General features: G+C 47.1%; 24 protein-coding genes. 11 read left to right on the forward strand and 13 right to left on the reverse strand.

The annotated features are described in order from the left end of the window. Positions 1-238: 238 nt before the first annotated feature. Together NC994_RS20370 and NC994_RS20375 are read right to left on the reverse strand one after the other, a co-directional pair. Positions 239-1,951, reverse strand: coding sequence for an adenylate/guanylate cyclase domain-containing protein (locus NC994_RS20370; RefSeq protein ID WP_242030412.1), 1,713 nt, complete (start codon positions 1,949-1,951; stop codon positions 239-241). A 39-nt stretch (positions 1,952-1,990) separates the two neighbouring features. After that, complete coding sequence (locus tag NC994_RS20375) at positions 1,991-3,550, reverse strand: FAD-dependent oxidoreductase (protein ID WP_190440535.1); 1,560 nt, start codon at positions 3,548-3,550, stop codon at positions 1,991-1,993. A 161-nt stretch (positions 3,551-3,711) separates the two neighbouring features. On the opposite strand from NC994_RS20375, the gene NC994_RS20380 reads away from it, so the two are divergent. Together NC994_RS20380 and NC994_RS20385 are read left to right on the forward strand one after the other, a co-directional pair. Beyond that, the gene (locus tag NC994_RS20380) at positions 3,712-4,935 is read left to right on the forward strand and encodes a damage-control phosphatase ARMT1 family protein (RefSeq protein WP_190440539.1); all 1,224 of its coding nucleotides are present in this window, start codon (positions 3,712-3,714) and stop codon (positions 4,933-4,935) included. Continuing rightward, entirely contained in the window at positions 4,904-5,407 is a 504-nt protein-coding gene (locus NC994_RS20385; protein WP_206753543.1) for a hypothetical protein, read from the forward strand. The genes NC994_RS20380 and NC994_RS20385 overlap by 32 nt, the downstream gene beginning before the upstream one ends. A gap of 99 nt (positions 5,408-5,506) precedes the next feature. Here NC994_RS20385 and NC994_RS20390 read toward each other — a convergent pair whose 3' ends face one another. Together NC994_RS20390 and NC994_RS20395 are read right to left on the reverse strand one after the other, a co-directional pair. Next, entirely contained in the window at positions 5,507-5,686 is a 180-nt protein-coding gene (locus NC994_RS20390) for a hypothetical protein (RefSeq protein WP_190440541.1), read from the reverse strand. Between the two features lie 199 nt (positions 5,687-5,885). Then, positions 5,886-6,158 (reverse strand): hypothetical protein, encoded by a 273-nt coding sequence (locus tag NC994_RS20395; protein WP_190429349.1) that lies wholly within the window; start codon positions 6,156-6,158, stop codon positions 5,886-5,888. Positions 6,159-6,466: 308 nt separating this feature from the next. On the opposite strand from NC994_RS20395, the gene NC994_RS20400 reads away from it, so the two are divergent. Continuing rightward, on the forward strand, positions 6,467-7,777 hold the full coding sequence (locus tag NC994_RS20400) for an HlyD family efflux transporter periplasmic adaptor subunit (RefSeq protein WP_190440545.1): 1,311 nt from the start codon (positions 6,467-6,469) through the stop codon (positions 7,775-7,777). A 107-nt stretch (positions 7,778-7,884) separates the two neighbouring features. Then, the gene (locus NC994_RS20405) at positions 7,885-8,712 is read left to right on the forward strand and encodes a SirB1 family protein (protein ID WP_190440549.1); all 828 of its coding nucleotides are present in this window, start codon (positions 7,885-7,887) and stop codon (positions 8,710-8,712) included. 11 nt (positions 8,713-8,723) lie between these two features. Here NC994_RS20405 and NC994_RS20410 read toward each other — a convergent pair whose 3' ends face one another. Continuing rightward, complete coding sequence (locus NC994_RS20410) at positions 8,724-9,182, reverse strand: SRPBCC family protein (RefSeq protein ID WP_190440551.1); 459 nt, start codon at positions 9,180-9,182, stop codon at positions 8,724-8,726. A gap of 275 nt (positions 9,183-9,457) precedes the next feature. Here NC994_RS20410 and NC994_RS20415 point away from each other — a divergent pair, with 275 nt between their 5' ends. Together NC994_RS20415 and NC994_RS20420 are read left to right on the forward strand one after the other, a co-directional pair. Then, positions 9,458-11,221: a mechanosensitive ion channel gene (locus NC994_RS20415; RefSeq protein ID WP_190440553.1), complete on the forward strand. Its 1,764-nt coding sequence runs from the start codon at positions 9,458-9,460 to the stop codon at positions 11,219-11,221. A gap of 220 nt (positions 11,222-11,441) precedes the next feature. Further along, entirely contained in the window at positions 11,442-12,119 is a 678-nt protein-coding gene (locus tag NC994_RS20420) for an A/G-specific adenine glycosylase (RefSeq protein ID WP_190440555.1), read from the forward strand. A 623-nt stretch (positions 12,120-12,742) separates the two neighbouring features. On the opposite strand, the gene NC994_RS20425 is transcribed toward NC994_RS20420, so the two are convergent. Beyond that, positions 12,743-14,149 carry a GTP-binding protein gene (locus tag NC994_RS20425; protein ID WP_242032603.1) on the reverse strand — a complete coding sequence of 469 codons (1,407 nt, stop codon included), beginning with the start codon at positions 14,147-14,149 and terminating at the stop codon, positions 12,743-12,745. 275 nt (positions 14,150-14,424) lie between these two features. On the opposite strand from NC994_RS20425, the gene NC994_RS20430 reads away from it, so the two are divergent. After that, complete coding sequence (locus tag NC994_RS20430) at positions 14,425-14,688, forward strand: DUF3146 family protein (protein WP_190409998.1); 264 nt, start codon at positions 14,425-14,427, stop codon at positions 14,686-14,688. Between the two features lie 56 nt (positions 14,689-14,744). Here NC994_RS20430 and NC994_RS20435 read toward each other — a convergent pair whose 3' ends face one another. From NC994_RS20435 to ntcA, 3 genes are all read right to left on the reverse strand, one after another. Further along, positions 14,745-15,149, reverse strand: coding sequence for a pre-16S rRNA-processing nuclease YqgF (locus tag NC994_RS20435; protein ID WP_190440560.1), 405 nt, complete (start codon positions 15,147-15,149; stop codon positions 14,745-14,747). Between the two features lie 74 nt (positions 15,150-15,223). Further along, complete coding sequence (locus NC994_RS20440; protein ID WP_190430359.1) at positions 15,224-16,825, reverse strand: DUF3084 domain-containing protein; 1,602 nt, start codon at positions 16,823-16,825, stop codon at positions 15,224-15,226. Between the two features lie 247 nt (positions 16,826-17,072). Next, the gene (ntcA, locus tag NC994_RS20445) at positions 17,073-17,744 is read right to left on the reverse strand and encodes a global nitrogen regulator NtcA (RefSeq protein WP_190440562.1); all 672 of its coding nucleotides are present in this window, start codon (positions 17,742-17,744) and stop codon (positions 17,073-17,075) included. 379 nt (positions 17,745-18,123) lie between these two features. On the opposite strand from ntcA, the gene fabI reads away from it, so the two are divergent. Together fabI and hisB are read left to right on the forward strand one after the other, a co-directional pair. Beyond that, a complete protein-coding gene (gene fabI / locus NC994_RS20450; protein WP_190409994.1) occupies positions 18,124-18,900 on the forward strand; it encodes an enoyl-ACP reductase FabI in 777 nt (258 codons plus the stop codon). 153 nt (positions 18,901-19,053) lie between these two features. Continuing rightward, positions 19,054-19,698, forward strand: coding sequence for an imidazoleglycerol-phosphate dehydratase HisB (gene hisB, locus NC994_RS20455; RefSeq protein WP_190440565.1), 645 nt, complete (start codon positions 19,054-19,056; stop codon positions 19,696-19,698). Between the two features lie 130 nt (positions 19,699-19,828). Here hisB and NC994_RS20460 read toward each other — a convergent pair whose 3' ends face one another. Together NC994_RS20460 and NC994_RS20465 are read right to left on the reverse strand one after the other, a co-directional pair. Further along, positions 19,829-20,947 (reverse strand): WG repeat-containing protein, encoded by a 1,119-nt coding sequence (locus NC994_RS20460; RefSeq protein WP_190440568.1) that lies wholly within the window; start codon positions 20,945-20,947, stop codon positions 19,829-19,831. Positions 20,948-21,168: 221 nt separating this feature from the next. Further along, positions 21,169-21,570, reverse strand: coding sequence for a hypothetical protein (locus NC994_RS20465; protein ID WP_190409991.1), 402 nt, complete (start codon positions 21,568-21,570; stop codon positions 21,169-21,171). A gap of 562 nt (positions 21,571-22,132) precedes the next feature. On the opposite strand from NC994_RS20465, the gene crcB reads away from it, so the two are divergent. Then, entirely contained in the window at positions 22,133-22,531 is a 399-nt protein-coding gene (gene crcB, locus NC994_RS20470) for a fluoride efflux transporter CrcB (protein WP_190409990.1), read from the forward strand. 220 nt (positions 22,532-22,751) lie between these two features. Beyond that, complete coding sequence (gene mgtE / locus NC994_RS20475) at positions 22,752-24,143, forward strand: magnesium transporter (protein WP_190440571.1); 1,392 nt, start codon at positions 22,752-22,754, stop codon at positions 24,141-24,143. Positions 24,144-24,386: 243 nt separating this feature from the next. On the opposite strand, the gene NC994_RS20480 is transcribed toward mgtE, so the two are convergent. Together NC994_RS20480 and NC994_RS20485 are read right to left on the reverse strand one after the other, a co-directional pair. After that, positions 24,387-24,641 (reverse strand): hypothetical protein, encoded by a 255-nt coding sequence (locus NC994_RS20480; protein ID WP_190440574.1) that lies wholly within the window; start codon positions 24,639-24,641, stop codon positions 24,387-24,389. Positions 24,642-24,742: 101 nt separating this feature from the next. Next, on the reverse strand, positions 24,743-25,921 hold the full coding sequence (locus tag NC994_RS20485) for an amidohydrolase (RefSeq protein ID WP_190440577.1): 1,179 nt from the start codon (positions 25,919-25,921) through the stop codon (positions 24,743-24,745). Positions 25,922-26,514: the final 593 nt, after the last annotated feature.

A 26,514-nucleotide genomic window follows, 5' to 3' on the forward strand; every position in this document is an offset into this window, starting at 1 on the left:
GAAATATTTAGAGATTGGCTTGTTCGCAGTCCTGAAAAACGTGAGAATCGCAAGTCTTCTACAAAAATCTATAGTGGAATCGCGCTGACTTCAGCCCTGAACTAAAGTTAGGGATAAGAGCTAAAATCAGTTGAAATTGGCCCAAATACTGGGGAAACAAAGGCTTTCAACCTGTTTTAAGCTTTAGCTTTAAGGTGAGAGATTTATCTCAAGGCTCTTATATATCAGTACCATTCATCTATCGTGAATCGTCTTGATGTCTGCCTTTGAGGAGAAAGCTTTTCATCTCCCCTTTACCTTTTACCTGGATAGTTCCCCGTTCCTGAAACTGGTACTTATGCCGTAAGCGTTCATAAGTTGCTCCGGTCACTTGAATGCAACCCGCAATGCCTTGGGATTCCATACGGCTAGCAATATTCACCGTATCGCCCCACAAGTCATAGATAAACTTTTTCGTGCCAATAACGCCTGCAACGACGGGACCCGTATTAATCCCAATTCGGATGGTGTAGTGTTGAGGGCGAGAGGTAGACAACGCTTCGCCAATCTTGGTACTTAAGCAAGTCATTTCCTCCAGCATATCCAGTGCCATTTCCGCGATCGCTTCCGCGTGATCTTCTGAAGGCATTGGCAGTCCTCCTACCACCATATAAGCATCTCCAATTGTCTTAATTTTCTCCAAACCGTGGCGATCTGCCAGTCGATCGAAGGCTGAGAAAATCTGATTGAGCAACTCAACCACATCAGTTGGGGAAATCCGAGCCGAAAGCTCAGTAAAACCAACAATGTCAGCAAACAATACCGTCACATCGGCAAAGTTTTCCGCAATCGTGCGCTGTTCCTGTTTTAATCGATGAGCGATCGCTTCTGGAAAGATATTTAGCAGCAGACGCTCAGATTTTTCCTGTTCTGCTTGCAAATTTTTTAAAGCAGTGGCGAAGATATTCGCAATCACCCCAGATAGCAACACCGCCGTCAATACTGTCATCGCTTGCAGTACCGTAGCTAGCGTGCTGGTTCGGGCGATTTCAAGGCGCGATCGCTGTACGTCAGCATTTGCCAACCCAATCACTTTAGTGGAAACACTTGCCGCTTGCTCTTCAAAAGTGCTGATTTTGCTTCTAATTTGGGCGTCGAGGTTGATAATTTCGCGGATCGCTAACTCGTAAGCATTCAGATACTCCCACGCCGCCGCCTTTTGAGTTCCATTGAATTGGGGTGATTGTTGAATTCCCTGGCGCAAACGTTCCACCGCCTCATACACCGCCTGGGTTTTGTCCTCCTGATGGTTAGAGAGATACTCTTTCTCTACCGACTGCATTTCCCGATATAAAATCATCAACTCCGAACTGGCAGAGAGTTGTAGCGTGTCGTGCAACAGCCGCGAATTTTGCTCTAACCGCGCCAGCACTCCCACATCATCGATTCCCAGCGTCCCCACCAACGCCACAGCTTCTTTAAAGCTGCTAGCATAGCGCTCAACAAGCTCTACATAAGCCACCAAGTCCGGATTGCTCCGACGCAAAGCATCGCTAACCTTCCCACCATTGAGTAACTCCTGCAACTGGCTGCTAATATCTAGGGCTTTGTCAATTTGCTCCCGATGCGCCTGGACATAATCCTGGCTAGCGCTGGAAAATCCCATAGAAGGCCAGCTCAAAAAAAAGTCTTTTTCCAGTTGGCGGGCGTCCTGTAAGGCGGCATCCATCTGAAATACTTTTGCCTGCACCTCAATGCTGGTGAGAATCGCCGCTTCTGTCTCTCGCACCACTGCATTCAGCGACAGCCAGCTCGTCATCGCGACTTGTGTAATCAGCAGCAGCAGCGCCACAACTGCCCAAGTAAACTTGCTGGTAATGCTCAAGCGATGCCAGAGTTTACCTAAGGATAAAGGATGAAGTCTCAAGCGTGAAGTATCAAGTGTAAAATTTCCTCTTTTAGGCTTCATCATGCTTGCCTCTATGGTTTCTTTTACCCTTAGCGAAGGGCTTCACCCTAGATTCTTCAGGCTTCTGTAATCGCCTCCGGAGCCATATTTCCAAGCTTGGAGGAAGCGATCGCAGTAGTATCGAGGCAGTGGCGGTAACGTCTTCGTCCACGGTTGCAGGGCGGTTGCTAGAGGATATAAAGCCGTGTAAATTCCCAAGTTTAGGTAGTGAACCATCCAATCTAGCAGCATCGGGATTCCCACTAAGGGAATAATTCGAGCCACTAATCCGGGGTAAGTGACGGCTGTTTTTAACAGGGTTTTTGATAAGGCGGGAAACTGGACGACATCTTGTAAAAATGGGCGTAATACCTCATCTCCTAGCTGTTCCATCGCTTGAAATACGCTAGAAAGCAACTGGTTGATTTGATTTGGGTCAACTTTTTGCTCGATTTCCACGCCCATTGTTCTTTGAAACAGCCAGGTTACGGCAATATTCGGCTGATAAGGCTGCAAAAGTGCCAAAGCATTCTTGTCGAGAGCATCTACTTCTAAAGCCTCATGAATGCCTTCTGTTAACCGTTTCAGGTGTCGCACCATCGCCCCAAACCCGCCAAAGCTGACGGGAGATTGGTTGCCACTGCTATCTCCTACGGGCAGAATGCGACTCCAAGGCATCTTTAATGAGTTGCGGTAAGAGGGAAAGAAGCCAAATAGCACCCGTTGAAATTGCAGTTGGGACACTTCTACGCCTTGATATTCGGGCAACAGGCGCAGGTATTCTTCAAAGAAGAACTCTAAACTGGGACGACTGGGGTGAGCATCCAGGTAAGTAAATAGATAAGTCGTTCTGCCATCTCGTGCTGGGAAAGCTTCCCAAAAGTATTGGCATTGATTTTGAATCGATGTGAAAGTTGCGATCAGATCGCCGGTTTCGTTGTGAGGAAAGCCTTTGGCGCAACTACCCACGACTAAGCAGACGCCTTCCGGTTTTTCTCCCTGTCGCGCTTGCTGAACAATCGGAGAGAAATGTCCCATCGCATCGATTAACAACCGTGTTTTCATGCCACTGGATGCTTCCACCTTGACGCCATCCGGGTGAACCACTGCCCCTTCAAAGGGAGTGTTTTCAAACAACTGTCCACCAGCAGCCAGAAACTTTGATTTGAGCGTGTCTAGCAGAAAAACGGGATCGACGCCGATATTCAGGACATCGCGCACCCATACGTCAGAACCTCCTAAAAAGGTGACGCGGGCGGGATTATACTCGGTTGCGATCGCTTGCTCTAATTCCGCTTCAGTTAGTAGATTCAGCTCTAAAAATACTTCTAACTCTTGGCGGGAGATATTCCACTCTTGATCTCTACCGCGCAAGATTCCTCTTTCAATCAAGGCAACTCGCCACCCCAACTGAGCTAATGCAGCACCGATTAAAATTCCCAAAGTGCCGCCGCAGATTATTGCATCCCAGTCTACGCTTCCTAGCGGCTCTTGGCTTTCTTTCACCACCATCAGAATCGGTGTAGTGTCTTCCTTGATGGCTTGCCAAAGGCTATCGGCTTTACGCAGTCCGAGGAGAGGATTTCCCGGTACCTGAGATAGAATCTGTTCGGTTAGGCTCATGGATATTTGCAAAAGATGCTCCCAATCCATCCTAATCGGCAAGAGTTCTCAAGGTTGAGGGTTTTGGCTTGATGCGCTTTATGTAACCAGATTTCAGAGTCAATAAAATTGCTGTTTAAGTAGAATTACTTTCGACACATGATAAAAAGCGCTATCACCTGATGTCACAGCAGATTTTAAAGCCTCGATTACCGCTTCCTCCACCGCTGATGATGTCGGAGGAAGGCTCTTTTGCGAACATGACGCTTCTGAAGCGAATGCCTGAGATCGCGCAGCGAGTAATTGCTGAAAACGACTTTCCAGCATCGATTGTAGACAACCTGGAAACCTTGATCCGGGACTTGCCAAATGGGATCGTGCGATCGCTCAAAGATGACAATGGCCCAGATTTGGCTGCGTGGACAACATATTTGGCTCCTTTTCTGGGGAAGCGTTGGATAGACATTCCCTGGTTATTTGCAGAGTTATACTTTTTCCGGCGGATTGTGGAAGCAACCAATTACTTTCTGCCAGGAGCGAGCCAAGGCGTCGATCCCTACGGATTGCAAAAACGCTTGGGTTTAGAAACGGCAATGGATTCAATCCGGGCAATCGCCGCTAGGATTGGGCATCATACAAGCGATCGCCATACCCGTTTAATCCCACTGCTCTATTTTTCACTGTGGGGAAACCGCGCCGATCTCAGTCTTTGGCCTGTTGAAGCTGGAGAAAGCGATCGCAGCCGTCAGGAAATTCAGCACGAAGAGGCTCATATTTTGGTCGATGATACACCCATCATTGCGGACAGGATTGCCAGCCTTGATGGGGGAAGAATTGACTTCATCGTCGATAATGCTGGTTTTGAACTCGTCTGCGATTTGTGGTTGGCAGATTTTCTGCTAACCACTAAGGCGACTGAGATTTCCCTACACCTGAAGCGGTATCCTATCTTCGTCTCAGATGCGACCATTCAGGATCTGCACCACACTTTAGAGGTTTTGGCTGCTGACGTTGATGGGGAAGTGCGATCGCTTTCTCTGCGCTTGCAAGACGCTATCGCTTCCGGTCGTTTGCGATGCTATGACGATTTATTTTGGACAATGCCCTTGCCTTTCTGGGAAATGCCCGAAGCTTTGCGACAAGAGTTAGCACCCGCCAGCCTAATTTTTATTAAAGGAGATGCTAACTACCGCCGCTGTTTAGGCAATCGCCACTGGGACTTTACTACCCCTTTTCAAGACATTGCCTGCTACTTCCCAGCACCGTTAGTGGCACTACGCACCCTCAAATCTGAACTGGTGGCAGGTTTACAGCAAACTCAGATAAACACACTTAACGAAGAAGATCCTCACTGGTTAACCAATGGACAGCGGGGTGTCATCCAGTTCGTTGACTTCGCCGGTTAGAAGCGATCGCGAAAAGTTGCCCATACCGACTACGCACACAAAGCCGACTGCATTATTACAACCAACGGTATCAAATGCTAATCTCCCAAAAGTGGGAGGAAAAGCTGTTTTTATTTACGTAAGTTTTAAGCACGGCACAAGTTTCCAACGCTTCAAAGTTTATTTTGAGGGCAACATCATGACTGTAGGTGCAAACAACCAACCAATGCAACCTCAAGACCAATCCCTGTTTGCAGAACTATCCGAACAGGAACAAGAGGCAGTGGCTGGAGGTTTAGATTTATTCAGTTTTGACTTTGACGATTTGAAGGCTGAGATTCCCAATGGCACTCTCAATCTCAGTCCATTTAACATCAGTTTCACGATTGACGATACCAGCTATACAGCTCAACTAACAGAACCAGCAACAATATCAATCGTGGATGGAACTTTGACTGGAACTGGAGGAAATTTAACAGTTACTAGCAGTTAAATCGTCAATTTATTCGCTGCAACTATTCAGTCAAACCACATGGCAACCCCCCTATTTTAAAATTAGGGTGGGTTTTTTCATGGTTGACCAAACCCAGGCTCAAGCCACGAGTTTTTCTTTGCCATCAAGTAATAAACGCAGCATTTTTGAAAAGAGCGATCGCAAGGCGAGCATCGCACCCCTTTGAACAATTGATTGCTGATAATAATCTTTGAATAAAAAATTCTCAACACAGAAAATTTCTTCCAAAACACGTTTTTGATGCCTTGCAGATTTCATTTCCGTTCTTCAGGCAAAATAAAAAAGATGCGATAGAGCAAAACTGCTCTAGAGACTACTTACAAAAGAATATAGAATTGCGGCTTTTTTAAAAAAGTGCCACAATTCCATTGATTCTGCCTGAAGAATTAGCTCAATTTTGCCTTAATAATCAATGATTTCAGGAAAAAAAGTTAATCGGACATTACTTTCAATAAGGTTATTGCAGTCCGTTGCCTCCGTCTTCAGGGAGTGTCGCTGGGATCGTTACATAACCACCTTCTTCACCAAGCCACAGGGTGATAAAATACCCCCCCTCATCGTTAACTTCCAGTGGAGTGACAACATTCCCTCCAATCGGTATGCTGCCAGGTGTCGTGGGTGTGTGAAAACCGCCTGTAATGGTGGCAGCTTCCTCATCCGTGAGTTCTTCTAGAAGATTGAACTCCACCGTTCCTAGTTCGGAAAGCGCTAGATCAAAGGGATGGGGCATAAAATCCTCCTAAATTTTCAAGTGTATTGTTGTTAACTAATTAGAGTTTTACTCGGTAGCTTAAATGACCGTACCCCTCTGAGGTAGGGTTTTACATCAAAACAAACACGCTTTCAACCAACGCGACTCCTAATTAATTTAATAATTTTAAAAAATCAACAAAAAGTATTGTGTAAATTTCAGACAACAGGCTGCGCTAGGAAAAAGTGATTAACTGCTCAAATTTTAAACGATGGCAAAGAAATTAAATTTTATTTAAATTAAATGCAATCATAGTAGAGAACACTCATTCACTGAATGGGGCAATCATGCTCACTGACAGCAACCCCGACTTTCTCCGCCCAGTCTCTAGCGACGAATTTCTTCCTCCCATCAGCCGATGGACAACGCTAGGGGGATTGTTTTTAGTCGGTACTTTTGGGGTAGCTGCGATGCTTGCCGCTTATACGCAGTACAACATTACTGTTAAAGCTGCTGCCGTTGTGCGTCCTATAGGTGAGCTGCGAATCGTGCAAGCTGCAACAGAAGGAACGATTAAAAGCATCTCTGTGAAAGAAAATCAGGTCGTGAAACAAGGGGATGCGATCGCGATTCTGGATAACTCCCAACTCCAGACGAAAAAAAGCCAACTGCAAGGCAATATCCAGAATAACCAACTGCAACTGAGTCAAATCGCAGCTCAAATTAGTGCCCTTGACAGCCAGCAAAAGGCAGAGTGGAACTTGATGAATCGCAACATTGCCGTTTCTCAAGCGGATCTGGGTCGTAACCAACGAGACTATCAAGAGAAGCAAATCATAACTAAGGCAGAAGTGCAAGAAGCACAGGCATCTGTGGATTTAGCAAGGGCGCAGATGAATCAATATCAACAGCTAGCAAATACGGGCGCGATCGCTCAACTGCAAATCAAGGAAAAAGAAGAAGCTTTCAAAGCCGCGCAAGCGAGACTACAACGGGCAAAAGCCATGCTTAATCCCAGTGCGGCACCCGTAGTAATTGCTAACGAGCGAATCGCTCAAGAAAGAGCAACGGGTGAATCTACCTTAGCAACATTGAACAAAGAACGAAAAACCCTGATTCAGCGTCAAATTGAAATTCAAAATCAACTCAACAGCGACACCCGCGAACTCAAACAAATCGGGATGGAACTGCAAAAAAGCGTGATTCGTGCTCCAGCATCTGGCACCATCCTCAAACTAGAACTGCGAAATGCCTCTCAGGTGGTGCGTGCAGCCGAACCAATTGCTCAAATTGCTCCCAGCAACACGCCACTCATCGTGAAAGCGCGGGTAGCGGCTCAGGATATCGGGAAAGTGGCGGTTGGGCAAAAGGTACAAATGCGGGTTTCTGCCTATCCCTATCCCGATTATGGAACTCTCTCCGGAAAAGTGAGCGCGATCGCACCCGATGCGATCGCGCCTGAAAATAATAACGCCAACGCTCCTGCGGTTCCGCCCTCCTACGAAGTAACCATCCAGCCAGAAAAAACAAATCTGCTCAAAGGCGATCGCCCCTATCCAATTCAACCAGGGATGGAAATTGCCGCAGAGATTATTTCTAGAGAAGAAACCGTACTCACATTTATTCTTAGAAAGGCAAGGCTGCTCACCGATTTGTAGTTAGCCTGCTAGCACGGATGACTTGCTAATTATCCTTTAGTTGTAAGCGAGATAGCACGTTGTTTTCTACAATCAGAGGAAGAGTTTCGCTAAACAATTGAATTGCCATGAACTTGCCGCTGGGTCGCCTATCCTTTTATCAGGAAATTAATCAGCCAGATGAGCAAATTAATCTGGCAAAAGCTGCTCTGGACATTGCTCAGGAAGAATATCCAGACCTCGACCCGGATGAATACCTCAATGCCCTCGATACAATGGCAGCGGAGGTACAAGAACGTCTACCTGCCCAACGGTATCCCCTGCGGGTGATTCAAACTATCAATCAATATCTTTACGACGACTTAGGTTTTACTGGAAATAACGAGAACTATTACGATCCCCGCAATAGCTTTTTAAATGATGTAATCGATCGGCGCACTGGCATCCCGATCGCCCTAGCGCTAGTTTATTTAGAAATTGCACGACGCATTGATTTTCCGATGGTTGGGGTGGGGATGCCGGGGCATTTCCTGATTCGCCCGCAGTTTGAGGATGTGGGAATCTTTGTGGACGCCTTCCATCGCGGCGAGATTCTGTTTGAGCAAGATTGCAGAGATAGACTTGCAAAGATTTACCAGCAATCTGTGCAACTGCAAGCGACTTTCGTAGAACCCGTGAGTTCTCGGCGCTTTTTGACGCGGATGCTGACAAATCTGAAAATGATTTACCTGAACCGCCAGGAGTTGCAAAAAGCACTCGCCACAGTGGAACGGATTTTGCTGTTGTTCCCAGACGCACCGATGGAATTGCGCGATCGCGGTCTTCTCTACTTCCAAATGGGACGCTGGTCAGAAGCATCCCAAGATTTAAACATTTATCTGGCGATACTTCCCAATGCGGAGGATGCTGGCGTGATTCGCCAGTTACTGACACAAATCGAACAAGATATCTATTAGTTATTCGCTACTTATTCGCGATCCATCTCTTCTGCGATTCGTTTGAGACGTCGCAATTGAGCTTGCATATCGGCTTTCGTCCAGGCGGCGGCGAAGGTATTAAAACCCCAACGCACGAAAGGACTGGGAATTTCAAACTCAAAGCGATTCAGCAGGCGCGTGCCCTTTCCCGTTGCCTCTGGCTGACATTCCCAGCGATCGCGTCCTTTAAAAAATCCTTCAAATCCCCAGACAATTAGCCCTGGTTCTCGCTCCACAACTACCGTTTCGAGCGTGGGTTGCAATAAGGGAATTTGAATAATAAACCGACTTTGACTCCCCACATCTGTTCGCCACTCTCCGACGGGTTCGCACCGCAACGCCGGATTCAGCCATCGATGCATTAAGACACGATCGGTAATGCAGCGCTCAACCACCGTTGCACTAGCATTGATTTGGATAGATTGCTCGAAAACTTCAGTAGGAGACATACTATACAGACTTACTGGAAGCGAACGCTACAAAAACGCAAATCGGGAAGCACCGCTAAAAATCGCAAATATTCGACTTTTTCGGCTTATTTATCTATAAAGATAGATTAAAAACTGAGAACGCTAGTCTATATCTATCTCATCCTGTTTTAGTCGGTTTTTGATTCTCCAATGCAGTAGCTAGAGAATTTATCAGCGTAGGATAAGTCTTGGCGATTCCTGCTAAGCAGCGTAACTTTTGTATATTTGCCCATCCGACGTTAACTCAGAACACCATGAATGGAACTTGGCAAGGAATTACACTCACTCTCTTTCGAGAGGTGCCACTCAGGTTGAACGGGTTGTTAGCGCAGAGTACACCCGTACCAGCGGCGGAAGCCTCTCCTGCAACCAATAATAATTTTTCGGTTGACAATATTATCTCAGGCCTCGGCCTCAACTTAGGCAATTCGCTAGTGGATCTGATTAAGGCGATCCTAGCGTTAGTCGTTGGCTTGATCGTGGCTTCACTGGCGGCGGCGGCGGTGCGAGGACTGCTGAATCGCACAAACATCGATAATCGTTTAGCAGCTTGGATTACGGGTCGCCAAGGGGCTGAAGAAGGGCCACCTGTGGAGAAATGGATCTCCAGCGTGGTGTTCTGGCTGATTATGCTCTTTGCCATCGTTGCTAGTTTACAGACGTTAAAACTAACAGCGGTTGCTGGTCCCCTTAACACTCTGTTAGAGCAAGTTACTCAGTTCATCCCCAAACTGGTCAGTGCAGCGATTCTGTTAGGAATTGCCTGGGTACTGGCAACCTTGACAAAGCTAGTGGTAACGCGGGGACTGCGGGCGCTGCGGTTAGACGAACGTTTGGGCGAGCAAACGGGAGGTACGGCACCGGGGGATACGACCCCGGGGGGTACGACGCCAAGGACAAACCAGTATTCTCTGAGCGATACCTTAGGCAACGCCTTGTACTGGTTCATCTTTTTGCTATTTCTGCCGCTGATCTTAGATGCCCTACAGCTACAGCAGGCACTGGGTCCGGTTAATAACCTGCTAAATCAAATTTTGGCAGCAGTACCGAATATTTTGACGGCTATCGTCATCGGTGCAGCAGGTTGGTTGCTGGCGCAGGTGGTGCGGCGGATTGTTACAAATCTGCTGACAGCAACCGGAACGGATCGGTTAGGTGCAAGATTTGGAATTTCACGGGCAACCGGCGGACAAACGCTTTCTTGGCTGATCGGGACAATTGTTTTTGTTCTGATTTTAATCCCGACCGCGATCGCTGCTCTCAATGCTTTGGGAATTGCGGCAATTTCGGTTCCGGCGATCGCTATGTTGACCCAAATTCTCAACGCGATTCCGCTAATCTTTACAGCGGCGTTGATTCTTGGCATCGCTTATGTGGTTGGCCACTTTGTTTCCGAGTTAGTCACCAACATCCTCACCAGCATCGGATTCAACAATATTTTCTACTGGCTGGGACTCCAATCTAAGCCTTACACCCGCGCCACGCCAATTCTACCTCCGGCTCCAGAGGCACAGGTACCGCCTACCGGACAAGAAACTATCCTTCAGGAACCGACGCCTCCCACCCGCACGCCGTCAGAACTCGCCGGGATTGTGGTGTTGGTTGGCATCATGCTGTTTGCGACAGTAGCAGCAACCAATATTCTGCAAATTCCGGCGCTGACTCTGTTGGTCAGCGGCATTGTGGTGATATTAGGTCGCATTCTCGCCGGTTTGGTGGTGTTTGCGATTGGTCTGTATCTCGCGAACCTCGCCTTTAACTTGATTACCAGTTCCGGTACTCGGCAATCGCGGATACTCGGACAAACTGCTCGGATTGCGATTATCGCCCTCGTTTCAGCAATGGCGCTGCAACAGATGGGAATTGCTAGCGATATCGTTAACTTAGCTTTTGGTTTGTTGCTAGGAGCGATTGCAGTAGCGATCGCCTTGGCTTTCGGGTTGGGTAGCCGTGATGTTGCGGCTGGGCAAGTCCGCGAATGGCTGGCATCCTTTAAAGAAGATAAAACGCCTCGCTAATCACAAATTTTCTCGGTCAGTTAAACGTAGGGTGGGCATCCGTGTCCGCCCTTTTCAGTCAAAGTTGGATGGGTTGAGTGAAGACTGATGCAATCGCAATACATATCAATACATATAGATATAGCGAGAAATTCTTCATCTTTAACTTGATGGTGTGCTAAAGCGATCGCTAGCGCAATTCATATATTGCGATCGCTCTCACTATCCGAGGAGACAGGAAATGATATTGACAGCGCCTCTCGATCCGAGCAAACTCAAATGGTTTCGCTGTCAGCTCAAGGCTTGGGCGAAACAGCACCTCCGAGATTTTCCGTGGCGTCGCACACAAGACCCCTATGCCATCTTCGTGGCAGAATTCTTGCTGCAAAAAACCAATGCGGCATTAGTCGCGCCCATCTACCAGGCGTTTATCGAGCGATACCCGACGCTGCACGACCTTGCCGCCGCATCAGTGGAAGAAGTTACCAGTCTCTTGCAACCGCTGGGGCTTTCCTTTCGAGGTGAGCGACTGTACCAGTCAATGCAACTTATCCTCGCGCAGTATGCAGGAAACATCCCCAATCGCGAAACCGAGTTGCTCTTGCTTCCCGGAGTCGGGAAATACACGGCGCGGTCTATCTGTGCCAATGCCTTTGGACAACCTCTCGCCGTACTCGATACCAACGTTGCCCGCATCTTGGAGCGCTTTTTCGGATTGCAGGGCGGTCGAGTGAAAGGGCGGGATCGACTGCTCTGGGAGGCGGCAGAACAGGCAGCACCGACAACGCAAGTGGGAACCTGGAACTTAGCGCTTTTGGACTTTGGGGCGGCAGTTTGCACAGCTAGAAATCCTCGCTGTGTTCAGTGTCCGCTACAGAAACAATGTAATTACCTTGCCCAAGCATCTAGCGCCTCATAGCGCAAACGCTACAAGTGAAAAGGCTGCAATTCCAGTCAATTGTTATATTAGAAAATCGGTTTCTTCTAAAGTTGCCGAGCTTTTTTATTTTGTATGCTTAGCTAAAAAAATTGCCTGCGCTGTCTATAATCAGCAAGTAGGGGTAAGGTATTAAAGCGATCGCACAATCTTCCAATAGCTTTCCGGAAATCTTAAGGATTCTAAAAAAACACGCGATCGCTTCATTCGGAAACTGAATCTACAGCTTTACTTAATTGCTAGACATTGCTTTTTAAGCGAACCGCTACGCTTTAGACGCAAAAAGCGCGAACAAAGAGAAAGTTGGCAACTTATTTGGAATTCTTCTATCCTAATTTTTACTGTTTTAGTAGATTCTTTTTGGAACTCGTGCAGAGGACAATGTCCTCTGCACTCCAACTAAACTATTATGTAGTTAGACAAATAAAATTACTATATTATGGCTTTAATATATACAAAACAAGTCCTTTATTATAAAAATATTCGAGCCAAATAAACTAATCGATCAGTTGCGCTGATCGATTAGTTTGTAAATCGAGTTAGATAAATTTTAAGTAATAAAAAAACAAGCGATCGCTCTTTTTAAAAACAAGCGATCGCTTGTTTTAATTCACTAACTTTGCACTCAACTCATTCTTAATCCGATTCAAAATTGAGGCTTCATCCAGCGAAGTCAGAATGCGACTTACCACGGCTTTTGGGCCATCGGGACCCCAGGAAGCGCCGTTCGCCAAGTAAGTTTTAGTGACTTGTCCAATCCCGTAAGAAGAAACCCCAGAAACACCTGCCTGAGTCACGGCAACTGATAGATAGGGACCTAAAGACACCCCACCCGTTGCGGGTGCGGAGAGTCCTAAGAGACTTTTCAGGGAACTCAGTCCCAAAGTTGCCAAAAGTTCGCTAGCGCTAATTCCGCCCATACTGATGGCAATTTTTTGTAGCAGTCCCACCGCTCCAGGCTGGGTCATGGGGATGCCGTAGAGTTTAGATAAAGTGAGAATCATTGCCACGTCGATGACGGCACCGCTGAGGAGATCGACAACCGTGACCGGGTTGAGGGCGATCGCAACTGCCTTCGTCATCACCCCTTTCCAGATAATCTGATTCGCACTTTCATCACGAATCTGCATCTTCCTAGCAATCATCTGTTCGTTCACATCATCGGCATACAGCATGGTGTTGAGCGCTACCAGAGCCTTGCCTTCCCGGTGTAAAATTTCCAGAATTTTCAGCTTCAAATCCAGAACTTGCGGCGTTCCCGGTCGCCGCTGCACTGCCCTCGTTCCGTCAGGACGGCGAACCGCCTGCGCCACCAGGGGAGAGGCGGCGACCATCACAATTTCATCTGGTGAGAGCAATTCCCGCACCCGTTCATCCCGGATTTTGCGGTAAATCGCCATCCGGTCGGCATCCGGATACTGGTCAATTTTGTTAAATACCAGCAACATCGGTTTACCGACTTCCCGCAATTGTGAGAGCGCCTCGTATTCCACCTTGTTCATGTCGCCCGAAATGACAAACAGCAGCAAGTCTGCTTGTCTGGCAACTTGTCTGGCTAAGGTTTCGCGGGTTTCTCCGTCTACTTCGTCAATTCCAGGGGTGTCAATTAGCTCGATTTGGGAATTGCCCGCACTCGGCAGCGTGACTCGTAGGATATCGCTGACGCTTCCCGCCTCATTCTCCTGAGTCAGTTGCCATCTGGCACCTTGATGGGTGCGGGTGACGCCATGAAGTGGTCCCGTTTCAAACACGTTCTGACCTAATAAGGCGTTTAGTACTGAAGATTTACCCCGTCCCACCATCCCAAAGGCGGCAATCTGGACGACCGATCGATCTAACTTCTCCAGCATCGTTGCCAAATCATTAATCTCGGATTCCAGTCCCGTCCGCTCTTGAGGAGTGAGATCCAGGTTATCTACCAAGTCTCGCAGAGCATTTTGCGCCTTTTTGTAATTCAGTTCTGCTTGGATGTCATCAAAGCTCAAAATGGCGTTATCTAGTTCCCGATCCAAATCTGTCGCGTCCGGGGTTTGTGAAGGGAACTGGCTGGCATTTGGGGTTCGGTCAGACGATAAACGACTCAAAATTGCACCTTTTTTGCTCAGATGTTACTCTTCTTTCATCCTAGTCAATACCGATCTAGTCTGGCACTTTCCATATCCAGAGGGATATTTTTACTCGGTTCGTGCCAGCTCAGTATCAGCTGTGAGAATGATGTTATCTCGAAGGCGATCGCAATAAGTTTAGTATTGTTGCTGAATGAAGGTATTTGATCGGCACAGCGATTGTGAGTTCTAAGCGTTTACCTCAAACTACTGCCCACGTCCGAATTACCCATCTTTCCTGGCAACGGGGCTTTCTAGCAGGGGAAGTCACGGCGGCAGAATATGAATGGCAGTTCCAGTGGTGTTTCCGACAGGGTCAATTGTCGGTGACACCTTCTTTGGGACGCGCTTTAATTCAGGAACCTCTGGGTCGATTTTTAGAACAGAAAGATTACCAGCTAGAGCCTGGAGGGGACTATGCGTTTACGATCCGGGCGGAACTTTAAAAGTTTTGAGTTTTGAGTTCAGTTTAAATTAAGAAAGTTAAGAATGACAGAGTTTCCTAGTTCCTCGTCTCTCGTTGCTTCATGTATCTTTCGATGAGGAGGATGGCAACAATGTCATCGATTGGTCGGGGTAGACTCCGCATCCCTTGGGGAATCAGGCGTCCTAAACCTTGGGGAGGGTACATTTGCCAATAGCGATCGCGTGCTTCCAATGTACTGTAGCGCTCATCTACCAGGACAATTGGCACCGACGTTGGGAATTGCTGAAGTTTCTTTTTCCAACTTTTGGAAGTGGTTTGATCTCCCATCACCAGAGTATCAATCGGGTACTCTTCACATAAGTCAAGGATCGTTGCGATCGCTGTTTCTGCCGGTACAACCTCGTGGTAATGCAGAGAATTGTCTTTCCCCACTACGGCTAAACCACACTTATCGCGCCCTGGATCGAACCCTAAAATCATCTGAATTGGCTAATTGCTAATTTACGAATGGTTAATTGCCATTAGTCATCATCTCATCACTAATGACTAATAAATTACATCCTCACCACAACTTCTCCGTCTTCAACTGCCTCCAAATTTAATTTCATGGGTCCGGCAATATAGGCGTCCTCTGCCACGACCGCTTTCAGAGAAATCGGCTTATTGTGCTTTTTCAACTGCTCGATAAACCGAATCAAGCTAACAATTCGATTGTCCCCAACCTGAACTGTATCTCCTAAAATCCCCGCGCGAGTGGCTCGGAACTGGGATGCTCCAAGCAGCAGGTCAATCCGCTGCCGAATTTGTTGGTCGGTCATGTTTGAAGGATCGGCAGATGTCGTTGCTACGACTTCACCAGTGCGGAATACAACTTGATTGGGTGCGGCGTCTGCAAAGACTTGTACCTGCTTTTCTCCCTGGACATAGTTACCAGCCGAAAAAACTCGGACTACATAGTTTCGACCATCCTGAATCTGGTTGATCAGTTGCTCGACCTGTGCCTCTGTAATTTGCACGACCCGTTCGTTCGCCACCTTGTTGAGACCGGGTTGGGTCGCTTTAATCGCTGTCCGATTCGCTTCCCGTAATAGCTGCTCAATGACCTGTCGGGCTGCGGCTGGCTCGACAATACGAAAAACGCCAGCCGCCAGAACCTGACCGCGCAGCAGAGCCAGACTACCCTGACGCAAAGTTTGATAAGACTGGTAATACTGTTCTAAGGTTGCCACTTCCTGCTCTAGGGAAGCTTGTTGTTTTTCGAGTTCTTTAAGGCGATTTTCTCGCTGGGCAATCACCTCATCTCGTTGAGAAATTTTGTTATCAAGTAGAGATAAGGCTTTGTCTCGCTGGGCAATTTGCTCATCGCGATCGCTCAGGCTCTTCCGAAAGGCAGCAAGTTTCTCATCAAGTTCCACAAGGGCTTGATCCCGCTTGAGAATTTGCTCATCGCGTTGGCTAATTGCTCGGTCTTGCTGGGCAATTTTTTGGTCGCGCTGAGTCACTTTCGCTTTGAATTCAGTAATTTCAGCTCTGACTTGATTTCGCTGCTGGAGCAATTCTTGGCGTTCTGCTTGAAGTTGTTGGATTTCCGAACGTAGCGTCTTCGCTTGCCCAGAGACAGAGGTCAGCTGTTTTTGGGTTTGCTGAAAGCTGCTGGCGACCCGACTCAGTTCGCTTTGAGTTTGATTTAGTTGCGCCTCCGTCTGGCCTTGTTTAGCCAGCGCAGCTGCCAAAGATCGATTAATCGCATCTAAGCGCTGCTGAGCGACAGATTGCTGGGTGCGAGCTTGAGCGAGTTCCTTCTCGACTTGCTCTTTTTGGGCGGCGGTTTTAGCAAGTTCGCTTTCGGTTTTCCGTTTCTGCTCGTTCGCTTTGGCAATATCCTTACTGGCTGTCTTGAGTTTTTTCTGCACTTCTTGGAGTCTAAAAACTCCAATCCGCAATTGTTCGCTTGTCGCAAAGATGATTGTCAGTGTTGAGGCAGAAATCGTTAGTCCCGTTAGAATCGTTACTAAAACAGCTGTTTTGCGGGGACGCAGATTGAACAACGACAGGCGTGCTTTTCCCACGCGCGTGCCAATGCGATCGCCTACCGTTGCGATGACGCTTCCCAACACTAAAATAGACAAAATCAGGAAGAGCGCACTGTCGGTCATTGTCTGCTACAGTCATTCCAGTTACAGCCTATCGCATCGCAGGCTAGAGAAAGGGTTAACAGGAATTAAAGATCGAAGGTGAAATCGGAAAGGTTAAAGGTTGCAAGGTTGAAAACTATCCGCTTAAAACCTGACACCTTTTAACTCAACTCCCGACTAAATGTTAAAACTGGATAACCTGCTCGCGCTACCATGCCGTTTTAACCAACAACCTAACCTACAACCTGACGAGAGCCTCTAGCTGTTTTCAAGTAAACTGCTGACTCAGTGTAACTGGGTTGTGTACCGTAATTTTTTTCTTGTGGATAGAAATCATTTTTTCCTCCCGCAAATCTCCCAGTAAGCGGGTGACAGTTACCCTGGTGGAGCCGATTGCTTCTGCGATCGCTTGATGAGAAAGCTTCAGATCGATCGTAATTCCATTGGCGGTAGGAACGCCAAAATCACGGCACAGAATCAATAGAAAACTCACCAAGCGCGATCCCATATCTCGGTGAGCTAATGTCTCAATCATCATTTCTGTTTGCAAAATGCGCGAAGAAAGCCCTTGCAGCATCAACATCGATAGCTCCGGATTATCCTTGAGCGATTGCTCTACCTGATCGATCGGTGCCGAAAGCAGCTCCACTGGCGTAAATGCTACAGCGTGATAAAACCGATCCGAACGATGCCCTGTAATTAAGGACAGTACTCCAAAAACGCTGTTTTCTCGCAGCAACGCCACGGTAATTTCTTCCCCAGCTTCATACACGCGAGACAGCTTTACTGCACCTTTGAGCAAAAAGTATACCCGTTCAGCCGGGTCTCCTGGGAAAAAGATCGTCTTGCCCCGCTCAAAAGTTTCCACCACGGGTGGAAACGCCCCACCTCCCAGTTGACGGAACACAGCTGCTAGCGGTCTATCTTGCGTCACTGCCACTTCCTTTTTCCTAAATGCTGCCCTACAGACTTCTGCAACTTTCTGTCGGAGGAACTTTAACCATAGCAAAACAACTATGAGAGTTTTCTGACATTAGACACAGATAAACTGACTTCCAAGCGGTTTTTGTGCTATTTGATACAAAATTTTAAAGTAGTTTCCCCGGCTACCTTCTTTAGTTCTCTCCCTGCTCAAGGCAAGTAAGATTATGACGGAAAATGTTGATATCTTGACAGTATCTGCGCTATCGGGTGGGATGCATGGTGAGTAAGGAGGCACGCTCCTTACCCGTACTAGACAGCCTTGCTCCGGGCGATCGCGATCTTGAATACTCCCCTAAATCGGATATCCTCTAATATTGCCTTCAAAATCGACATTTATGCTAGATTTAACCGGAAAAAACGCCCTTGTCACCGGCATTGCCAACAACCGATCGATCGCCTGGGGGATTGCTCAGCAACTGCACCAAGCGGGTGCGAATCTAGGAGTGACTTACCTGCCAGACGACCGGGGTCGCTTTGAAAAAAAAGTGGCAGAGTTGGTAGAACCCCTCAACCCCAGCTTGTTTTTACCCTGCGATGTCCAGAATGAGACCCAAATTCAGTCTACATTTGACGCCATCCGCGATAAGTGGGGTAAGCTAGACATCCTGATCCATTGTCTTGCCTTTGCGAACAAGGAAGATTTATCAGGTGATTTTAGCAACACTACCCGCGCTGGCTTCACCCAAGCTCTAGAAATTAGTACCTATTCGCTGGTGCAACTTGCCGGGTCAGCAAAACCACTGATGACAGAAGGCGGCAGTATTGTCACGCTGACTTATCTAGGCGGCGTTAAGGTGATCCCCAACTACAACGTAATGGGAATTGCCAAGTCTGGATTGGAAATGAGTGTCCGTTACCTGGCATCTGAATTAGGTCCACAGAATATTCGCGTGAATGCAATTTCGGCAGGTCCTATCCGCACTTTGGCATCGTCGGCGGTAGGTGGCATTCTGGATATGATCCATCACGTTGAGGAAGTGGCACCGCTGCGACGCACTGTAACTCAGAAAGAAGTGGGAAATGCGGCTGCTTTCTTGTGTAGCGATTTGGCAAGTGGCATTACAGGTCAGGTGCTGTATGTCGATGCGGGATACGAGATTATGGGGATGTAAAAAGAATCAAACATTAAAAATTAAAAATTAAAAAGCAAAGATTCTGCTAATTTTTAATTTTTAATTTTGCATTTTAAAGGCTTTCGCGTCTCCCAGATGCTCAGTAAAGTAGGATAATAAACTTAACTTTATTTTCTTGAGTGAGCATCTGCGATGCAGGCACGCGATCGCCAATTTACACCTTCTCCAAGCATTGAACAGCTTTTGTCTCCTCGGATGGCAAGGGTTCCCCGCAAGACGGGCGAAACGGATGTTATCGTCACCGTCAAATTAGACGGGAATGGCACTTGCAATGCAAAAACTGGCATTCCGTTTTTAGACCATATGCTGCATCAAATCGCCTCTCACAGCCTGATTGATTTGGATGTAGCCGCGACGGGAGACTTGGAAATTGATGACCACCATACCAATGAAGATGTGGGAATTACCCTAGGAATGGCGTTGCATCAAGCACTGGGCGATCGCAAAGGAATTGTCCGATTTGGGAATTTCCTCGCCCCTCTCGATGAAGCGTTGGTTCAGGTAGCGTTAGATTTTTCCGGACGTCCTCATCTGAGCTATGGCTTAGAGATTCCCACTCAGCGAGTCGGGACTTATGACACCCAGCTGGTGCGGGAATTTTTTGTGGCGTTGATCAATCACAGCCAGATGACGCTGCACATTCGCCAACTAGATGGAATTAATTCGCACCACATTATTGAAGCGACGTTCAAAGCGTTTGCGCGATCGCTCCGCATGGCAATCGAAGTTGATCCCCGTCGTGGCGGTACGATCCCCAGTTCTAAAGGCGTGTTATAGGTTTCCTTGCAAATACACTCCGATAAAGGCAACGAGAGCCAGGGAAATCCTCACCAGGCTCTCGCTTCATTCTGCTGAAGTTTCCGCGACCACTGACTCTCAATTCTTCTATGTCTTCAGAAATGAGAACTTATGGAAGAGGTTTGCGGATATAGCCATATTTATTGCCAATCTTAACTTTTGCTAGCCCTTGCGAAAAAGATTGAGCGCTATCAAATTGGGGTTTAATTACGAATTTGCCACTCTTATTGATATAGCCCCATTTGTCGCCGTTCTTTACCGCTGCTAGGTCTTCTGAAAAGTTATAAATATTATCAAATTGTGGGGGAATGACAACATTGCTTACCTTGTCAATATAGCCTACCTTAGTGTCTATCGTTATGCCCGCCAGTCCTTGAGAAAAGTCCCCAGCCCAATCAAATTGGAGTGGAATAACAAGATATCCCATTTTGTCAATATAGCCCCACTTATTATTACTGGATATCACTGCTAGTCCTTCCGAAAAAAACTTAGCTTCCTCAAATTCCAACGGAACAATAACGTCTCCCCGATTATCGATATAGCCCCATTTGTTGTCTTTTTTGACTGGCGCGAGTCCTAGGGCTGATTCACTGCGATCGCTTATAGAAAAAGATTCAGCAACATCAAACTGGGGCTGAATGACGAAGTTGCCTTTCTTGCCGATATAGCCCCACTTTTTACCGATTTCTACCGCCGCCAGCGCTAACGCAGTGCGATCGCTTATAGAAAAAGATTCAGCAAAATCAAATTTTGGGTTAATTACCAAGTTCCCTTTCTTATCAATATATCCCCACTTTCCATCTATCTTTACCGCTGCCAGCCCTTGAGAAAAATTCTTAGCCAAATCATATTTTGGTTTAATGACTAAGTTGCCACTCTTGTTGATATAGCCCCACTTGTTCTTTAGTTTGGTAGCCGCTAACCCTTGGAAAAAAGATTCGGCATTATCAAATTGAGGTTTGATTGCGAAGTTGCCTTTATTATCAAGATAGCCCCATTGGCCGTCTATTTTGACTGCTGCTAGCTCTTCTGAAAATGAATCAGCCCAGCTAAATTTAAGCGGGATGACTATTTGCGAATTACGGGCTTGTCCCTCAGTTGCATCAAAATTAACTTGAGAAGTCCGAAAATTTGAGATGGCTTCACATCCAGAAATTAGAGCGATCGCTAATCCAAACAGAAGGCTGGCAACCGCGACAAGCAATCTGTTGTGAGTTGCAATTTTCATAAAAGTACCCTATCCAATCGCAGCCAACATTTAAGTAATCAATATTTGTTAATCATCTGAAGTAAACCCTGTTATTGTCAGTGAAATTCTAAAGCTTGCTGGTAATGCCTGACTAGATTAGGCTATCCGAATTTAGAATTAAAAAATTAGAAAGGCACCCAGCTAGCTGAGTGCCCCTGTTTTATATCAGCGCGTGGTTGCGCGTGATTACTGTTTCAACATCAAGAAGGGGTGCGAGGAGCTGTCAGGACATCCCAAGCCGCTTTAGCAGCTTCGGCAAGGCGATCGCCTAAAGTTGACACTTCCTTCACGATGGACTCCCAGTTCTTCTCTGCATCCATTTGAATGAGTTTAATCGAGTATGAAATTCGCTCTGGATCGAACAACTTATCCTGTTCAATCTTCTCCCGTGCTTGTTTCACTGCATTGAGATAGGCATCGCGAGTATATTCGGTAGCAGATTTTGTTTCTACCTGCGCCCGTTTTTTAATGGCGTCAATCAGCGCCATCGTTTCACGCTTCAAATCTTCGGATTCGCCTGCCATATTTTCATCAACGATAGCCTTTGTCTCCGGGCTAACTGTTATGGCGGTTTCTGTATTATTAGGGACTTCTGTATTCATGGCTACATCTCATGAGTAGAGTTTTGAGTGAAAAAGATTAGCTTTTAGTAAGGTTCGGCTACTAATTTCACAAACCGGAAAATTGAAGAAATGCTAGTACAGCCAATAAATCATCAGCGGTAGCTAACTATTGGGGCAAGAAACGCGATCGCACGACCAATTGTGACAGCAACGGCTTGAGTTAACGTGTCGCGATTGTAGATATGGTAGAGTTCGTAAGTTCGTCACAGCTACTAAAGCAATCCCTACCAAGGCACCTGTCCAACCACCAATGAACCAGTAGCTGACGGTAATGATTGGCGCACTAAACAGACCTAAATTAGGCAACGGTTTTAAACTGATTCACTCCGCTTGCTCTCGTTGAAGGCATCTGCTTAAATAAAGGGCTATATCAGAAATAGCATTTCTGTAGTATATTTCCTTCAGCCTATCGGTATAATTTCAGAGGGTTAAGGCAAAAAGCGATAGCAAAGGTACGGGTTAACAAACCTAACCTCCTATAAGAAATCGCTGGATTGGAGACCCTTCATTCCCCAGTCCGAGAGTCTAATTTTCAAGTTAAATGCTCCAAGACCCCGCGATTCGTCATCCCATTGCCATCAGTTTAGGAGCGATCGCTGGAGCATTGAGTCGCTACTATCTCACCCTCTGGTTTGCCCAACGCTTCGGCACCAGCTTTCCCTACGGCACCTTTTTTATCAACCTTACAGGTTGCTTTGGGATGGGTTTTTTTGTCACTCTCGCCTTAGAACGGGTAGCGAATATTCCTCTAGATGTGCGATTGATGGTAACGACCGGCTTTTTAGGAGCTTACACAACTTTCTCCAGTTATGGGTTAGAAACATCTACTCTACTGCGCGATCGCAGTTATGCCGCCGCCGGTATTTACTGGGCAGGTAGCGCCATACTTGGAATCATTAGCGTTCAGCTAGGCACGCTTCTGGCTCGGAGCGGGCGGTAGAAAAAACCCTATGACTGCTTAGCACGCACCATTCCCAGAGCCTTCAATCTCGATCCTTGGAGACTAGACTGGTGCAGGAAAAATATCAACACTTGATTAAGTAGGGCGGTTGGCTCTCATTGGTGCTGCATTTACTCTTAAATCCCACGAAAACAACCGTACCAATGCCCTTTAGACTAAAAGCAGCAACAAACTTAACACTGGATTAAGAGGGTCTACCTTGACTGACACCAATACTCCTTTCCAGACAGTCTCGCGCAGCGAACTCCGGCAGCTCGTCCGAATGCAGCTGCAAATGCTGCTTGAGGCGGAAGACCTTCAGGGGGCAAAAGCAATCCTCGTCCCGGTGCAACCGGCGGACATTGCAGAAGCCATTGAAGGGTTGCCAGAGGCGATGCAAGCGATCGCCTTTCGCTTGCTCTCCAAGGACGAGGCGATTGAAGTTTATGAATATCTCGACTCTAGCGTGCAGCAGGCGCTGATTGAGGAATTCCGGCGGCAGGAAGTTCTGGACATTGTTGATAAAATGTCCCCTGATGACCGGGCACGACTTTTTGACGAACTGCCCGCTACCGTTGTCCGTCGTCTGCTCGAACAGCTCACCCCCACCGAACGCCAGGCGACAGCTCAGTTGTTGGGTTACGAGGCTGGTACTGCTGGACGATTGATGACACCAGAGTATATCTCTTTGAAAGAAAACATGACGGTGGCGGAAACGCTGGAGCGAATTCGCAGTTTAGCCCATGCTACTGAGATTATTTATTACCTTTATATTACGGATGCTGCTCGTCACTTGTCGGGTATTTTATCCTTACGCGATTTGGTAATCGCCAATCCCGATCAAAAAATTGGGGACATTATGACCCGTGATGTAGTATGCGTTTATACCAGCGATGACCAGGAAGAAGTGGCGCGGCTGATCGGGCGCTATGACTTTCTCGCTGTCCCGGTGGTAGACCGGGAAAAGCGTTTGGTGGGCATTGTCACCGTTGATGACGTGATTGACATCATCGAACAAGAAACGACAGAGGATATTTACAAACAGGGCGGTCTCCAGTCGGGGGGCGACAATTATTTCCAGACGGATTTACTCACGGTGGCTCGCAAGCGTGTCGTCTGGTTGTTCGTCTTGCTACTAACTAATACTGTCACCGGCACGATTATCAAAGCGGAAGAGGAAATTCTTCGGCAAGTGGTATCGCTGGCAGCGTTTATTCCCTTGTTAACCGGGACTGGCGGGAATGTAGGTTCTCAATCCTCAACAGTCGTGATTCGGGGCTTGAATACCGAAGAACTTCGAGAAATGGGGCCAGCACAGGTAGTGGGGCGAGAAGCGATCGCTGGGGCACTCCTGGGAGTGATGTTAGGCACCGTGGCAACGTTATGGGCTTTCTGGCTCCTGAATGGAGATTGGTCAGTCTCGCTGGCTGTAGGGATTAGTTTGGTGGCTATCTCGGTTTTGGCATCCGTTGCTGGTTCCGGTCTTCCGTTCATCTTTCGCGCTGTCGGGTTAGATCCGGCTTTGATGTCAGCACCGTTTATTACAACGGCAGTTGATGTATTGGGCGTACTAATTTACTTTAATTTGGCGCGGCTAATTTTGAAGTTGTAGAAGCAGCGAGTAACTGGGTATTCAGTTGAATCGGGAAGTCATGAGAAGGTGATATCAAATCCGCTTGATCGACCACGCATTCTTGTCGGCGTAGCGTCCTGAAAGGGTATAGAACCATAATTCCTGCGGCTTCGCTTTTCCCTCGCCGCTGACAAAGAGGGTTTGGGGATGAGCTTTCAAATGATGGTGATTCAAACGAATTTGATCTACGTAAAATTAAACGTTGCGGATGAAATTTCGCGTCTACAATTCTGTTGCTGTATCAGGAGCAACAATTTCCCCTTCCATACTCATTAAAGAGTCTTGATCGGTAATCAAATCACTCAACTCATGGAAAGTGACGCCCATATCTTCACAAGCTTTCTTGAGTTCTCGCTTAAAGGTGCCTAAATCCTCACCATAGCCTGACAAATGAGCCGCAGTTTCAACTCCCTGTTTTGCATTTGCTTTAGCACAATCAACCAGCTCTAAACCTTTCAGAGGTATTGGTGAGGCCATAAGTAGTTTTGAATTTTAAGTTGTATTATTTGCAGCATACTGAGATTTACTCCAGAGACTTATCCTTCTGGAGTTAGAAAATCGAAGGAATTCAAATGCTTTTAGCGATGCTGCCAATATTTAGAGACAGCATAGGCGAGGGTAACGACGCCGGTAATAATGGCAGATTCATCCACCTCAAATTGGGGATGGTGCAGCGGGTAGTTTTTTCTGTCCGGGTATCCCACACCTAGTCGGAACATCGTACCAGGAGCGTGTTCCAGATACATCGAAAAGTCTTCCGCACCGAGAGAGGGTTCCAGTAAAATTTGGACGCGATCGCTTCCCCACGCTTCTTTGGCAGCTGTTTCCACCAACTGAGTCAGCGCTGAGTCATTTTGCACAGAAGGGACTCCCCGGCGATAGTTGACTTCGCAGGTAGCTCCGTAAGTTTTACAGATATTGCAGACAATTTGCTCAATCCACTGGGGTAAGGTGGCATGAGTTTCCGGATGCAGCGATCGCACAGTTCCCAATAATCGCACATGGTCGGCAATCACATTTGGGGCGCGTCCGCCCTCGATTTTACCAATCGTTAGGACGACCGGGCGCAACGGGTTCTGTGTGCGGCTAATCGCTTGCTGAAGAGAAGCGATCGCTTGCGCCGCAATCCAAATTGCATCAACTGCCTCATGAGGACGCGCCCCATGCCCAGATTCGCCTTTAATAATAATCTCCAGATCGTCTGCGGCTGCTGTCAAAGCACCGTAACGAATTCCCACCGATCCCGCCGAAATAGAAGGGAAAACGTGAACGCTCATAATCGCGCTGACATTCTGCATCACCCCATCTGCAACCATCCACCCAGCTCCTTGGGCAATTTCTTCGGCTGGCTGGAACAGAAAGCGCACATCTCCTGGCAAGGCCTCTCCGAGCTGAGATAGTATCATCGCCGTGCCTAAACCGACTGTGGTGTGGACATCGTGACCGCAGGCGTGCATAATTCCTGGAAGACGCGAGGCATAATCTAAACTGGTGCGTTCTACGATTGGCAAAGCATCCATATCAGTACGAATTGCCAGTAGTCGCTCATCGATACCTTGTCCTTTTAACTCTCCAACTACGCCAGTTTTACCCACCGCTTCTTGGACATGAAGCCCGCAGGAAGACAGCACGCCAGCAACATAAGCAGCAGTTTGGTATTCTTGACCGCTTAGTTCTGGGTGAGCGTGGATATGTCGTCGGATTTCAATCAGGCGAGGCGCTAGTTTTTCAGCAATGTCTTTAATACGAGTTAGCACGGATTTCTTAATTGAATGAACGCTTATTTCATGATAAGAGTGGTTAAAAAACTCAACTGCCCTTTAGTCATTCAATTATAAGGACTGTGAGGGATTGCTGAATAATGGGTAAATAGAAAGCAATTGCAGAATAGTTACAAAAGTAGTGATTCTAAGCCTTGACAAAAACAGGGCAGAGGCTATAGGGAGCTAGCTGGACGTGATGCGATCGCTACTGGGATCGATTGATATCAAAACGTACTATTAATCATCATTCCCAAATCTAAATACCTTTCTACCCAGATAGTCGCATTTACAGATTTCGATACTTTCTTGATAATCATTCGGGTGAGAATCGCCAATTTCAAAACAGTTTTTAGGCGATTTTCAGAGGTTATAAAAATAAATTAAATTTAGTATTACCGGAAGGGTTACTTTATCAAAAAGGAAAAAACTACCACTGCTGACAAGTAGCGATCGCTTTCAGCTAATTATGCAAAGCAGGGTAAGCGCATCTAAATTCGGGTGTAAATATGATACTAGAGAGATGCAATCTACCTCGAAGGGTGAGGCGGTTTCATGACAAAAAACTTAGACTCAACTACACCAGGTGA

The sequence above is a fragment of the Trichocoleus sp. AS-A1 genome (assembly GCF_039962015.1).
GTDB lineage: Bacteria > Cyanobacteriota > Cyanobacteriia > Cyanobacteriales > FACHB-T130 > FACHB-T130.